The organism is Sphingomonas corticis (genome assembly GCF_012035195.1).
Classification (GTDB): Bacteria; Pseudomonadota; Alphaproteobacteria; order Sphingomonadales; family Sphingomonadaceae; genus Sphingomonas; species Sphingomonas corticis.
The window spans coordinates 410,758-424,981 of sequence record NZ_JAAVJH010000001.1 but is presented as its reverse complement, the minus strand read 5'-3'; the positions used below and the strand labels follow the sequence as shown (position 1 = coordinate 424,981).

The 14,224-nt window shown below is 68.7% G+C and carries 7 protein-coding genes; 2 read left to right on the top strand and 5 right to left on the bottom strand.

Going from position 1 to position 14,224, the window contains the following annotated elements:
* Positions 1–125 precede the first annotated feature (125 nt).
* The 5 genes from HBH26_RS02210 to rpoB form a co-directional block, all read right to left on the bottom strand.
* Positions 126–1,685 (bottom strand): DHA2 family efflux MFS transporter permease subunit, encoded by a 1,560-nt coding sequence (locus HBH26_RS02210; protein ID WP_168132931.1) that lies wholly within the window; start codon positions 1,683–1,685, stop codon positions 126–128.
* Complete coding sequence (locus HBH26_RS02205) at positions 1,685–2,776, bottom strand: HlyD family secretion protein (protein WP_168132930.1); 1,092 nt, start codon at positions 2,774–2,776, stop codon at positions 1,685–1,687. The genes HBH26_RS02210 and HBH26_RS02205 overlap by 1 nt, the downstream gene beginning before the upstream one ends.
* Entirely contained in the window at positions 2,769–3,209 is a 441-nt protein-coding gene (locus tag HBH26_RS02200) for a MarR family winged helix-turn-helix transcriptional regulator (protein WP_168132929.1), read from the bottom strand. The genes HBH26_RS02205 and HBH26_RS02200 overlap by 8 nt, the downstream gene beginning before the upstream one ends.
* 134 nt (positions 3,210–3,343) lie before the next feature.
* Positions 3,344–7,630: a DNA-directed RNA polymerase subunit beta' gene (gene rpoC, locus HBH26_RS02195; RefSeq protein WP_168132928.1), complete on the bottom strand. Its 4,287-nt coding sequence runs from the start codon at positions 7,628–7,630 to the stop codon at positions 3,344–3,346.
* A 160-nt stretch (positions 7,631–7,790) separates the two neighbouring features.
* The gene (gene rpoB, locus HBH26_RS02190) at positions 7,791–11,984 is read right to left on the bottom strand and encodes a DNA-directed RNA polymerase subunit beta (RefSeq protein ID WP_168132927.1); all 4,194 of its coding nucleotides are present in this window, start codon (positions 11,982–11,984) and stop codon (positions 7,791–7,793) included.
* Between the two features lie 319 nt (positions 11,985–12,303).
* On the opposite strand from rpoB, the gene HBH26_RS02185 reads away from it, so the two are divergent.
* Together HBH26_RS02185 and HBH26_RS02180 are read left to right on the top strand one after the other, a co-directional pair.
* A complete protein-coding gene (locus HBH26_RS02185; protein WP_168132926.1) occupies positions 12,304–13,578 on the top strand; it encodes a hypothetical protein in 1,275 nt (424 codons plus the stop codon).
* A 121-nt stretch (positions 13,579–13,699) separates the two neighbouring features.
* Complete coding sequence (locus HBH26_RS02180; protein WP_168132925.1) at positions 13,700–14,224, top strand: acyloxyacyl hydrolase; 525 nt, start codon at positions 13,700–13,702, stop codon at positions 14,222–14,224.

The window sequence follows — 14,224 nt, the reverse complement described above, 5'->3', positions numbered from 1 at the left end:
CCGGGAGCAGCCGCATCCGTTCATGCTGAGCGAAGTCGAAGCAATGCCGCACGCGTGTCGCCTTGGGCTTCGATCGGCCTGAACGAAGGCGGTTCAGCGGAGGCAGGCTGCCGCACGCAGACGCCTCACTCGGAATGCACCACCTCCACCTTGCCCCTGGGCTTCCTCAGCAGGAGCACCAGCGGCACCACCGCGATCGAGATCCAGGCCATCAGATAGAAGTCGTCGATATAGGCGATCATGGCCGCCTGCCGGTTCACCATCGCGTCCGCCATGCCCAGCGTCGCGTCGGACAGGCTGCCGAACCGGTCGATCTGCGCCAGGTTGACCGCGGGGATCGTGTTCGCGGTCACGTGGGCGGCGAGGTCGGCGTGGCTGGTCTGGATGTTGCGGGCCAGGAGCACCGTCACCATCGAGATCCCCGCCGACTGGCCGATCGACCGCATCAGGTTCAGGATGCTCGCCCCGTCGGTCCGGTACTTGCCGTCCAGTGTCGCGAAGGCGAGGGCGTTCAGCGGCATGAAGACCAGCCCCATGCCCAGCCCCTGGATGAACCCCGCGCTCACCACCGGCCAGTAATCCATCTCCAACGAGTAGTTCGCCATCATCCGCAGTGACCAGGCGAAGATGACGAGGCCCGTCATGATGACGATCCGCGTGTCCACCTTCCCCATCATCTGCCCCGCCAGCCACATGGTGAACAGCACGCCGACGCCGCGCGGCGCCATCATCATGCCGGTGTCGATCACGGGATAGCCGAACAATTGCTGGAGCATCGGCGGCAGCAGCGCCATCGGCGCCATGGTGGAGATGCCGACGACGACCATGAAGATCATGCCCATCACCAGGTTGCGGTTGTGGAACAGCGCGCGATCGAACAGCGGGCGCGGTGCCGTCGTCAGGTGGACCACCGCCATCCACGCGGCGGCGGCGGCGACGAGGCCCTCGGCGACGATCTCCCAGCTCTCGAACCAATCCTCGCTCTGCCCGCGGTCGAGCATCAGCTGGAACGCGGCCACCGCCACGCCGACGTAGACGAAGCCGGCATAGTCGAACGACCGCTGCGCCTTCTCGCGAGAGGGCAGGAGGAACCAGAGGATCGCGAAGGTCAGCACGCCGACCGGCACGTTGACGTAGAACACCCAGCGCCAGTCGTAATTCTCCGTCAGGAAGCCGCCGATCACCGGCCCCATGATCGGCCCCACCATCACGCCCATGCCCCACACGCTCATCGCCTTCGCGGCGCGCTCGGGCGGGTTGATGTCGAGCATGGCCGTCTGCGACAGCGGGTTGATGAAGGCGGCGCAGATGCCTTGCAGCACGCGGAAGGCGACCATCTCCGGCAGGCTGGTGGCGATGCCGCAGAGCATCGACGCGATGACGAAGCCGCCGACGGACACGAGGAACAGGTTGCGGCTGCCGATCCGGTCGGAAAGCCAGCCGGTGGCGGGCAGCGCGATGGCGGTGGCGACGATGTAGCTCGTCAGCACCCAGGTGACCGTATCCACGGTGGCGCCCAGCGACGTCTGCATGTGCGGCAACGCGACGTTGGCGATCGTCGTGTCCAGGATCTGCATCACCATCGCGCCCATGACGCCGACGGTCAGCAGCCCGCGGTTGCGCACGGGCAGGAGGGGGCGGCCCTCCACCGGCGCAGCCCGCACGGAACCGGCGGCCGTCGCCATCAGCGCTCGCCCGTATCCACCTTCACGTCCGCGGAAAGTCCCGCGATCAGCGCACGTGGCGGACGGCCCTCGATCGCGATGCGCACGGGCACGCGTTGCGTCACCTTCACCCAATTGCCGCTCGCATTCTGCGCCGGCAGCACGGAGAACTCGGACCCCGTGCCCGCCCCGATCGACTGCACGCGGCCGTGGATGTCGAGTTCGGGATAGGCGTCCAGCTCAATGTCGACCGACTGGCCGACGCGCATGTGGTCGAGGTCGGTCTCCTTGAAGTTCGCCTCGACCCACGCCGCCTGGCTGGCGACCAGGCTGAGCGCGGGGACGCCGGACGGCGTGATGTTGCCTACCTGCAACCGGCTGGTCTGGCTGACCACACCATCCGTGGGGGCGCGGACGACCGTGCGTTCCAGGTTCAGCGCGGCCTGGGCGCGGCGTGCCTGTGCCGCCTGGATCGCGGCGGGCGTGCCCGCGGCATTGCCGGAGCCGAGCTGCTGGCGCGCGCGCGCCGCGCTCGCCTGCGCCGCGGCGACCCGGGCGCGAGCGGCGGCCACCGCCTGCGTCGCGGCGTCGAAGGAGGCGCGGGTGGTGAAGCCGCGCTGCATCAGCGCGTCCTGCCGCTGGTACGTCGCCTGCGCCAGCGTCAGGTCCGCGCTGGCGCTCTGCAGGTCCGCCGCCGCGCCCCCGGTGTCGGTCGCCTTCGTCGCCAGGTCGACGCGCGCCTCCGCCAGTGCCGCGTCGGCCTGCGCCAGCGCGATGCGAAACGGCTCGGGATCGATGCGGAACAGGACGTCGCCCGCCTTCACCCCCTGGTTCTCGCGCACGTTGACCGCGACGATGCGGCCCGACACGTCGGGACTGACGGAGACCATGTCCTGCCGCACATAGGCGTTGTCGGTCGACACGTAGCGGCCCGACGTCAGGTAGAACCAGCCGCCCACCAGCGCGATCAGCAGGGGCACGCCGAGCAGCAGCGCCAGCCGCACCCAGCGGCGGCGCGGCAGCGCGGCGGCGTCGGGCGTCAGGCTCGGAACGTCGGCCGCGGGGGCGTTGGCATCGACCACGGGCGCGCGATGCGGGTCGGCGTCAGCCATGCGCAGCCTCCTTCGTCTCGGCGGACAGATTCTCGCGTATGCGCTCCAGCGCGCGGACCAGGGCCTCGCGGTCGGCCTCGTCCATCCCGTCCAGCGCGCGTTCGATCACGTCTCCGCCGATCCCGCGCAGTTCGTCGAGCAGCGGGCGCGAGCGGTCGGTGAGGAAGATGCGCCACGCCCGCCGGTCGCCGGGATCGCGGCGACGCTCGACCAGATCCGCTTCCGCCAGCCGGTCGACCATCCGGCACAGCGTGATGGGCTCCACCTCCAGCCGCTCGGCCAGCGCGCCCTGGTTGATGCCCTCGGCGCGGCTGAGCGCGGTCAGCGCGCGCCATTGCGGGCGCGTGACCCCGATCGCCCGCGCGCGCTCGTCGAAGCGGCGCCGGAGGAGGCGGGAGGTGTCGGAGAGGAGGAAGCCGATCGATTCCGTCATGCGTGCACATATAATAAGCATGCTTATGAAGGTGAAGGGCCGACCGGAACCTTGTCTCTACGGGGCGCATCAACGACGAAGGGCCGCCGATCCTGCAGGATCGACGGCCCTCGTTCTCCACCGAGGTCGGTGGATCAGTCGTTCAGATACTCGCCCGCATCGGCATCGGTGCCGCTGCCCGACGGCACCACCTCGGCCAGCGGATCGCTGCCCGTGCCGGTGTCGTCGCGCGGGCTGCGCGCGTCTTCGGCCGCCTTCACCTCGCTGGCGGTGCCGGCCAGGATCATCGCCTCCTGCAGCTTGCGCTGCTGGACGCGCAGCGCCGCGTCGCGCGACGAGGCCGCCACGCGCAGGCGGTTCATGCCCGCACCGGTGCCCGCCGGGATCAGGCGGCCAACGATAACGTTCTCCTTCAGGCCCATCAGCGTGTCCTGCTTGCCCTGGACCGCCGCCTCGGTGAGGACGCGGGTGGTCTCCTGGAACGACGCCGCCGAGATGAAGCTGCGCGTCTGCAGGCTGGCCTTGGTGATGCCGAGCAGGACGGGCTTGCCCTGCGCCGGCTGCTGGTTCTTCTCCAGCTTCGCGTTCACCTCGTCCATCGCCTCGCGGTCGACCTGCTCGCCCTTCAGCAGCGTGGTGTCGCCGCCGTCGGTGATCTCCACCTTCTGCAGCATCTGGCGGACGATCACCTCGATGTGCTTGTCGTTGATCTTCACGCCCTGCAGTCGATAGACTTCCTGGATCTCGCTGACGAGATACTCCGCCAGCGGCTCCACGCCCATCGTCTCCAGGATGTCGTGCGGATCGGGCGAGCCGCCGATCAGGTTGTCGCCACGCTTGACGTAGTCGCCTTCCTGAACGTCGATCACCTTCGACTTGGGGACGAGATACTCGACCACCTCGCCGCCATCCTCGGGCTGGATGCCGATCTTGCGCTTCGCCTTATAGTCCTTGCCGAACACGACGCGGCCCGAGACCTTGGCGATGATCGCCGAGTCCTTGGGAACGCGCGCCTCGAACAGCTCGGCGACGCGCGGCAGGCCGCCGGTGATGTCGCGGGTCTTGGCGGACTCGCGGGCGACGCGAGCGAGCACGTCGCCCGCCTGCACCGTCGCATTGTCCTCCACGGAGAGCACCGCGCCCGCCGCCAGCATGTAGCGTGCGGCCTCGCCCGAACCCTCGTCCAGCAGCGTCATGCGCGGGCGCAGATCCTCCTTGCTCCGTGCCGAGGCGCGGAACTCGGTAACGACGCGCTGGGCGATGCCCGTCGCCTCGTCGACCTGCTCGGTCAGCGTCTTGCCCTCGATGAGGTCCTGGAACTTTACCGTGCCGCCGGTCTCGGTGATGACCGGCATGGTGAACGGGTCCCACTCCGCCATGCGGTCGCCCTTGCTGATGATGTGGCCATCATCGAACATGACGTAGGCGCCGTAGGGGATCTTGTGCACCGCCAGCTCGCGACCGTCCATGTCGACGATCGCGATCTCGCCCGAGCGGCTCAGCACCACGCGGCGGCCGCGCTGGTCCTCGATCAGGCGCAGGTCGCGGAACTCGACCGTGCCGTCGACCGGCGCTTCCAGGTTGGACTGCTCGTTCAGCTGCGCCGCGCCGCCAATGTGGAAGGTCCGCATCGTCAGCTGCGTGCCCGGCTCGCCGATCGACTGCGCCGCGATGACGCCCACGGCCTCGCCGATGTTCACCGGAGTGCCGCGCGCGAGGTCACGCCCGTAGCACTTGCCGCAGACGCCGATCTTGCTCTCGCAGACCAGCGGCGAGCGGATCTTCATCGCCTGGATGCCCAGCGCCTCGATCCGCGCCACCATCGGCTCGTCCAGCAAGGTGCCCGACGGGATCGCCACCTCGCCCGACTTCGCGTCGACCACGTCCTCGGCCGTGGTGCGGCCCAGGATGCGCTCGCCGAGCGAGGCGATGGTCGATCCGCCCTGCACGATCGCCTTCATCTCCAGCGCGCGCTCGGTGCCGCAATCGTCCTCGATGATGACGCAGTCCTGCGACACGTCGACGAGACGGCGGGTGAGATAACCCGAGTTCGCCGTCTTCAACGCCGTGTCCGCGAGACCCTTGCGGGCGCCGTGGGTGGAGTTGAAATATTCGAGGACCGTCAGGCCTTCCTTGAAGTTCGAGATGATCGGCGTCTCGATGATCTCGCCCGACGGCTTGGCCATCAGGCCGCGCATCCCCGCCAGCTGCTTGATCTGCGCCTGCGAGCCGCGGGCACCCGAGTGCGCCATCATGTAGATCGAGTTGATCGGCTTCTCGCGGCCGGCGTCATCGCCGTCCTCGTAATGGCGGACCGCCTTGATCTCGTTCATCATCGAGTTCGCGACCTGATCGCCGCAGCGCGACCAGGCGTCGATCACCTTGTTGTACTTCTCCTGCTGCGTGATCAGGCCGTCCTGATACTGCTGCTCGTAATCCTTCACCTGCTCGCGGGTCTCGTCGACCAGCTTGTCCTTGTCCGGCGCGATGATCATGTCGTCCTTGCCGAACGAGATGCCCGCCTTGAACGCGTGGCGGAAGCCCAGCGCCATGATGGCGTCGGCGAACAGCACCGTCTCCTTCTGCCCCGTGTGACGATAGACCTCGTCGATCACGTCGCCGACGTCCTTCTTCGTCAGCAGGCGGTTGACGACGTCGAACGGCACCTTGTGGCTCTTCGGCAGCGTCTCGCCCAGCAGCATGCGGCCCGGCGTCGTCTCGAAGCGCTTCAGGTACTGCTTGCCGTTCTCGTCCGTCTGGGGAACGCGGCTGATGACCTTGGTGTGCAGCGTCACCGCGCCGGAGTTCAGCGCCTGGTGCACCTCCGCCATGTCGGCCAGCAGCATGCCTTCGCCCGGCTCCTTCTCCTTCATCATCGAGAGGTAGTAGAGGCCGAGGACCATGTCCTGCGACGGCACGATGATCGGCTTGCCGTTCGCCGGGGACAGGATGTTGTTCGTCGACATCATCAGGACGCGCGCTTCCAGCTGCGCCTCGAGGCTCAGCGGCACGTGCACGGCCATCTGGTCGCCGTCGAAGTCGGCGTTGAACGCGGAGCAGACCAGCGGGTGCAGCTGGATCGCCTTGCCCTCGATCAGCACCGGCTCGAACGCCTGGATGCCCAGGCGGTGCAGCGTCGGCGCGCGGTTGAGCAGCACGGGATGCTCGCGGATCACCTCGTCCAGGATGTCCCAGACTTCCTTGCGCTCCTTCTCCACCCACTTCTTGGCCTGCTTCAGCGTCATGCTGAGGCCCTTGGCGTCGAGGCGCGCGTAGATGAACGGCTTGAACAGCTCGAGCGCCATCTTCTTGGGCAGGCCGCACTGGTGCAGCTTCAGCTCCGGCCCGGTCACGATGACCGAACGGCCCGAATAGTCGACGCGCTTGCCGAGCAGATTCTGGCGGAAGCGGCCCTGCTTGCCCTTCAGCATGTCGGACAGCGACTTGAGCGGACGCTTGTTGGCACCCGTGATCGTGCGGCCGCGGCGGCCGTTGTCGAACAGCGCGTCGACCGCTTCCTGCAACATCCGCTTCTCGTTGCGCACGATGATGTCCGGCGCGCGCAGCTCCATCAGCCGCTTCAGGCGGTTGTTGCGGTTGATGACGCGGCGGTACAGGTCGTTCAGGTCGGACGTCGCGAAGCGGCCGCCGTCCAGCGGCACCAGCGGGCGCAGCTCGGGCGGGATGACCGGCACGACCTCGAGGATCATCCACTCGGGCCGGTTGCCCGACTCGAGGAAGCTCTCGACGACCTTCAGCCGCTTGATGATCTTCTTGGGCTTCAGCTCCGACTTGGTCGTCGCCAGCTCTTCCAGCAGCTGGGTCTTCTCGCCCTCCAGGTCGAGGTTCTCCAGCATGATGCGCACGGCCTCGGCGCCGATGCCGGCGGAGAAGGCGTCCTCACCATATTCGTCCTGCGCCTCGAGCAGCTCGTCCTCGGTCAGCAGCTGGTACTTTTCCAGCGGCGTCAGGCCCGGCTCGATGACGATATAGGCCTCGAAGTAGAGCACGCGCTCCAGCTGCTTGAGCTGCATGTCGAGCAGCAGGCCGATGCGCGAGGGCAGCGACTTCAGGAACCAGATGTGCGCGACGGGCGCGGCCAGCTCGATATGGCCCATCCGCTCGCGGCGGACCTTCGAGACGGTGACCTCGACACCGCACTTCTCGCAGACGATGCCCTTGTACTTCATGCGCTTGTACTTGCCGCACAGGCATTCATAGTCCTTGATCGGACCGAAGATGCGCGCGCAGAACAGGCCGTCACGCTCGGGCTTGAACGTGCGATAGTTGATCGTCTCGGGCTTCTTGATCTCGCCGAAGGACCAGCTGCGGATCTTGTCCGGCGACGCGATCCCGATCTGGATCTGGTCGAAGGTCTCCGGCTTCGCGAGCGGATTGGCGAAATTGGTCAGTTCGTTCATTTTCAACCTCTTTCTCCTCTCCCTTGGGAGAGGAAGGGGCCCGCCCGGCGCAGCCGGGTGGGAAGGTGAGGGTGACAGGCGCGCCTAGCTCGCCCTCACCCTTCCGCGGCCTGCGGCCGCTCCCTCCCTCTCCCGCCGGGAAAGGGAAGGCGGTTGCTCCTTACTCCGCCGCGATGGCGATGCCGTCGTCGCCGTCGGCTTCCTCCATGGACTTCAGGTCCACGTTGAGGCCGAGCGAGCGCATCTCCTTCACCAGCACGTTGAAGCTCTCCGGGATGCCGGCCTCAAACGTGTCGTCGCCCTTGACGATCGCCTCGTAGACCTTGGTGCGGCCGACCACGTCGTCGGACTTCACCGTCAGCATCTCCTGCAGCGTATAGGCGGCGCCGTACGCCTGGAGCGCCCACACCTCCATCTCGCCGAAGCGCTGGCCGCCGAACTGCGCCTTGCCGCCCAGCGGCTGCTGGGTGACGAGGCTGTACGGCCCGATCGAGCGCGCGTGGATCTTGTCGTCCACCAGATGGTGCAGCTTCAGCATGTAGATGATGCCGACGGTCACCTTGCGGTCGAACTTCTCGCCGGTGCGCCCGTCGAACAGGTCCGACTGGCCTGACGGGTCGAGGCCCGCCAGCTCCAGCATGGCCGAGACGTCCGCCTCCACCGCGCCGTCGAACACCGGGGTGCCCATGGGCACGCCCGCACGCAGGTTCTGCGCCAGCTCCACGATCTGCTCGCCGTCGCGCGCCTCGATATCCTCGAGGTAGTGCTCGCCGTAGACGGACTTCAGCCGGTCCTTCACCGCGTCGGGCATCGCGCCCGGCTTAGCATCGGGATTGGCCTCGCGCCAGTCGTCCAGCGCCTCCGCGATCTGCTGACCCAGGCCGCGCGCGGCCCAGCCCAGGTGGGTCTCGAAGATCTGCCCGACGTTCATGCGGCTCGGCACGCCCAGCGGGTTCAGCACCAGATCGACCGGCGTCCCGTCCGCGAGGAAGGGCATGTCTTCCTGCGGCAGGATGCGGCTGATGACGCCCTTGTTGCCGTGACGGCCGGCCATCTTGTCGCCCGGCTGCAGCTTGCGCTTCACCGCGACGAAGACCTTCACCATCTTCAGCACGCCCGGCGGCAGCTCGTCGCCGCGCTCCAGCTTCTCGCGGCGATCGTGGAACTTGTCCGTGATCCGCTTGGCCGCCTCGTCGTACTGCGCCTTCACCGCCTCCAGATCGCTCTGGCGGGCGTCGTCCTGCACCGCGAACTTCCACCATTCGTGGCGGTCGACGCTGTCCAGCACGTCCATGTCGATGGTCACGCCCTTCTTCACGCCCTTGGGCGCAGCCGTGGCGACCTGGTCGAGCAGCATCTCGCGCAGGCGGGACCAGGTGGCGCGGTTCAGGATCGTGCGCTCGTCGTCGGCGTCCTTCTTCAGGCGCTCGATCTCCTCGCGCTCGATCGCCATCGCGCGCTCGTCCTTGTCGATGCCGTGGCGGTTGAAGACGCGCACGTCGACGATCGTGCCCGCAACGCCCGGCGGCAGGCGCAGCGACGTGTCGCGCACGTCGGACGCCTTCTCGCCGAAGATGGCGCGAAGCAGCTTCTCCTCCGGCGTCATGGGGCTCTCGCCCTTCGGCGTGATCTTGCCCACCAGGATGTCGCCCGGCTCCACCTCTGCGCCGATGTAGACGATGCCCGCCTCGTCGAGGTTGCGCAGCGCCTCCTCGCCGACGTTGGGGATGTCGCGCGTGATGTCCTCCGGCCCCAGCTTCGTGTCGCGGGCCATCACCTCGAACTCGTCGATGTGGATCGACGTGAACACGTCGTCCTTCACGATCCGCTCGGAGATGAGGATCGAATCCTCGTAGTTGTAGCCGTTCCAGGGCATGAACGCGACGAGCGCGTTGCGGCCGAGCGCCAGCTCGCCGAACTCGGTGGACGGGCCGTCGGCCAGCACGTCGCCGGCCTTCACCACGTCGCCCACCTTCACCAGCGGGCGCTGATTGATGCAGGTCGACTGGTTGGAGCGCTGGAACTTCATCAGCGTGTAGATGTCGACGCCCGACTTGCTGCTATCCAGCTCGCCGGTGGCGCGGATCACGATGCGGCTCGCGTCGACCTGGTCGACCACGCCCGCGCGGCGGGCGGCGATCGCGGCGCCGGAATCGCGCGCCACGGTCTCCTCCATGCCGGTGCCGACGAACGGCGCCTCGGCCTTCACCAGCGGCACCGCCTGGCGCTGCATGTTCGATCCCATCAACGCGCGGTTCGCGTCGTCGTTCTCCAGGAACGGGATCAGCGAGGCCGCGACGGACACGAGCTGCTTGGGCGACACGTCCATCAGCGTGATCGTTTCGGGCAGCGCCATCAGGAACTCGCCCGCCTGTCGGGCGGAGACCAGCTCTTCGGTGAAGCGGCCGTCCTCGTCCGTCTCCGCGGACGCCTGCGCGACGGTGTGCTTCTGCTCCTCCATCGCCGACAGGTAGACGACCTCGTCGGTCACCTTGCCGTCCACCACGCGCCGGTACGGCGTCTCGATGAAGCCGTACTTGTTGACGCGGGCGAAGGTCGACAGCGAGTTGATGAGGCCGATGTTCGGGCCTTCCGGCGTCTCGATCGGGCAGATGCGGCCATAGTGCGTCGGGTGCACGTCGCGCACTTCGAAGCCCGCGCGCTCGCGGGTAAGCCCGCCCGGCCCGAGCGCCGAGACGCGGCGTTTGTGCGTCACTTCGGACAGCGGGTTGGTCTGGTCCATGAACTGCGACAGCTGCGACGAACCGAAGAACTCGCGCACCGCGGCGACCGCGGGCTTCGCGTTGATGAGGTCGTTCGGCATCACCGTGGACACGTCCACCGACGACATGCGCTCCTTCACCGCGCGCTCCATGCGCAGCAGGCCGACGCGATACTGGTTCTCCAGCAGCTCGCCCACCGACCGCACGCGGCGGTTGCCCAGGTTGTCGATGTCGTCGATCTCGCCCTTGCCGTCCTTCAGGTCGACCAGGGTCTTCACGACCGCCAGGATGTCCTCGGTGCGCAGCGTCGTCACCGTGTCCTCGGCGTCGAGGTCGAGGCGCATGTTCAGCTTCACGCGGCCCACCGCCGACAGGTCGTAGCGGTCCGGATCGAAGAACAGGCCGGCGAACAGCGCTTCGGCCGTCTCCAGCGTCGGCGGCTCGCCGGGGCGCATCACGCGATAGATGTCGGAGAGCGCCTGCTCGCGCTCCTCGGCCTTGTCCGCCTTCAGCGTGTTGCGGATCCACGCGCCGGTCGACACGTGGTCGATGTCGAGCAGCTCGATCCGGTCGATCCCGGCCTTGTCCAGCTTCTCCAGATTGTCCGGACCGATCTCGTCGCCCGCCTCGACGTAGATCTCGCCCGTCGTCTCGTTGATGAGGTCGTAGGCGGAATAGCGGCCGTAGATCTCCTCGGTCGGGATCAGCAGCGTCGCCAGCCCGTCCTTGCCCGCCTTGTTGGCGGCGCGCGGGGTGATCTTCTGCCCCGCGGCGAACACGACCTCGCCCGAGCTCGCGTCGATCAGGTCGAACGTCGGCTTCACGCCGCGCCAGTTCTCCGCCGCGAACGGGATCTGCCAGCCGCCCCCCTCCACATCATTGGCGCCGCGCACGAAGGTGACGCGGTTGTAGAAGTGGTTGAGGATCTCTTCCGAGTTGAGGCCCAGCGCGTACAGCAGCGCCGTCACCGGCAGCTTGCGCTTGCGGTCGATGCGGACGTTGACGATGTCCTTGGCGTCAAACTCGAAGTCCAGCCAGCTGCCGCGATAGGGGATCACGCGCGCGGCGAACAGGTACTTGCCCGACGCGTGCGTCTTGCCGCGGTCATGGTCGAACAGGACGCCCGGCGAACGGTGCATCTGGCTGACGATCACGCGCTCGGTGCCGTTGATGAAGAACGTGCCGTTCTCCGTCATCAGCGGCATGTCGCCCATGTAGACGTCCTGCTCCTTGATATCGAGCACGGAGCGGGTTTCCGTATCGGGATCCACCTCGAACACGATCAGGCGGAGCGTGACGCGCATCGGCGCGGCGTAGGTGATGCCGCGCTGGCGGCATTCCTCGACGTCGAACTTCGGCGGCTCCAGCTCGTAGTTGACGAAGTCCAGCTCGGCGGTGCCGGCGAAGTCGCGGATCGGGAACACGCTGCGCAGCGTCTTCTCCAGGCCCGAGACGTAGCCGATCGACGGGTCGGACCGCAGGAACTGCTCGTAGCTCTCGCGCTGGACCTCGATCAGGTTCGGCATCTGCACCACTTCGTGGATGTTGCCGAACACCTTGCGGATGCGCCGCTTGCGCGTGCCCGCCTTGTCCGTCCGCGCGGAGCCCGCGTCGATCGCCTTGGTTGCCATGGTGCCTGTTTGCCTCTCAGCAGGAAATCACGAGCGCTTCGTGACAGAACGGAAAAAGGCCGCTCGTCTGCCTGTCCCGATGTCGGGGCAGGCGACGGCAGCCTTCGGCGTCCTGTTTCCGCGGCACCATACGTGCGGGGCGCTGCGCGACGGCGCCCCATGTCCCGGTGCTGTGGAAGTGATCGGGAAATAGGGACGTGCCCGCACCATGTCAACGCCGGCCGACATGCCGGAAGCGTCCGTTCCGGAACCGATCCGTTTCGCAGCGGGTTGATCCGTGCAAACGATGGGAGAGATAGAGATGGAGAGGAACCGATCCGTGCGCGCGGCGCTGATGATCTCGGCCGCCGTCACGATGTCCGCCCCCGCGCTGGCGCAGCAGGTCCCGCCGACACCCGGGCCCGCCGCCGGGCAGGTCGTGCCGGTCACGCCGCCGCCCGTCGCGTCCACCGCCGCGCCGCAGACCGCGACGCCGTCGAGCCCCGCTTCCGGTGACAGCGCGACGCCGATCAATCCGGAAGCCGCCGCACAGGCTGCGGCCGAGGATGAGGAGCGCGCCGCCGAGCGCCGCGCGAGCCGCCGTGCCGCCCCGCCCCGCGAGGCGGCCGCCGCACCGGCGGTCCGCGCCGCCGCCCGCACCGAGGCGCCGGCCGCACGGCCGCAGCCCACGGCTTCCGCCACACCTTCGTTAACGGCCGCGGCGCCCGCAGCCCCGGGGGAGACTTCCCCCACCGCCGCAGAGCCGGCCCGGCCGGCTTCGGCACCGGCCGTTGCGCAGCCGGCGCAGGAAGGCGGCGCGCCGGTGTGGCCGCTCGCCGTCATCGCCGCGCTGATCGTCGCCGCCGGCGCCTTCTTTTTCCTGCGCCGCCGCAAGGCCGACGAGGCGGAGGATCAATGGGGCGAGCCCGCGCCCGCCGAGTACGGCGCCGCCGGCCCGGCGGCGGTCGAGCCTGGCCCGGTGCGCGCCGCCCCCGCGGCGATGGCCGCCGCGCCGCTGGTGACGCCGCGGCACGATCCCGTGCCCGACGCGCCGGTCGTCCCGGTGGCGGCGGAGGAGGCGAGCGTCGCCCCCGCCGACAGCGACGACGTCGCCGCGCTCACCGCGGCCGAATCGCCGGGAGATCGCCCGTGGCTGGAGTTCGCGATGCGTCCGGTGCGCGCGGGCACCAACGTCGACGAGGCGCTGGTCGAGATCGAACTGACCGTGGGCAACGCCGGCCCGGTCGCGGCGGAGGACGTGCGCATCGCCACCTTCATGCTCTCCGCCGACGACGCCACGGAGATGGAGCGCCTGCTGATCGACCCGCGCGAGGACGCGGCCGTGTCGCCGATGACGATCGCCGCGGGGGAGGGGACGCGGGTGGACGCCACCCTGGCGATGAACCGCGCCGCGCTGGGCACCGGCGCGTTCCGCCCCGTGATCGTCGCCGACGCCCGCTACCGCCTGCCCGACGGCAGCGAGGGCCGCACCTCGGCCTCGTTCCTCGTCGGCGGCGCGACCGGCGGCGGCGCGCCGGAGCCGATCGCGCTCGACCGCAACCTGATGCGAGACGACGTGGAGGCGCAACTCTACCGCCAGCCCGAGCGGATCTGAGCGGCGCGGCGCGCCGCGCGCCCGGTTCGCTGCACTTCGTCGCGGACCGGCACGCGCGCGCCGGGATCGATCCCGCCTTCTAACCCCTTGCCCGGCACCTGGCTTCGGCTAGGCTGGGGCGATGATCCGCATCGTCGCGCCGTTCCTCCTGCTCGCCGCCCCCGCGGCGCACGCGCAGGAGGTGTTCGGCGGCATCCTCGCCCACGGCGTCGACACGCCGCTCACCTTCGATACCGGCGAGCGCGGGGTCGACGTGCAGGCGGGCGTCCGGCTCGCGCCCGTCGCGCGGATCGGCGGGGCGGCGTTGCAGCCCTACGCCTTCGGATCGCTCAACACCGCCGGTGACACCAGCTTCGTCGCGGCGGGCGTCGCGCTGAAGGTGCCGGTGGGCGGCTGGTTCCTGCGGCCGGGCATCGGCATTGCGGTGCACGACGGCCCGTCGACCCGGCTGGACCGGCGGACGAACATCTACACCGACCTGGGCAGCCGCGTGCTGTTCGAGCCCGAACTGGGCATCGGCACCGCCGTCGCGCCGCGCGTCACCGCGGAACTGACGTGGACACACCTCAGCCACGCGCAGATCTTCGGCGCGCAGAACCCGGGGCTCGACATGATCGGCGCCCGCCTCGCCGTGGCGCTACGCTAG

Bases quoted from the DNA above. Each gene is read 5' to 3' on its own strand.
- rpoB (WP_168132927.1), bottom strand. From the start codon at position 11,984: ATGGCAACCAAGGCGATCGACGCGGGCTCCGCGCGGACGGACAAGGCG.
- HBH26_RS02200 (WP_168132929.1), bottom strand. From the start codon at position 3,209: ATGACGGAATCGATCGGCTTCCTCCTCTCCGACACCTCCCGCCTCCTC.
- HBH26_RS02210 (WP_168132931.1), bottom strand. From the start codon at position 1,685: ATGGCGACGGCCGCCGGTTCCGTGCGGGCTGCGCCGGTGGAGGGCCGC.
- HBH26_RS02205 (WP_168132930.1), bottom strand. From the start codon at position 2,776: ATGGCTGACGCCGACCCGCATCGCGCGCCCGTGGTCGATGCCAACGCC.
- HBH26_RS02180 (WP_168132925.1), top strand. From the start codon at position 13,700: ATGATCCGCATCGTCGCGCCGTTCCTCCTGCTCGCCGCCCCCGCGGCG.
- rpoC (WP_168132928.1), bottom strand. From the start codon at position 7,630: ATGAACGAACTGACCAATTTCGCCAATCCGCTCGCGAAGCCGGAGACC.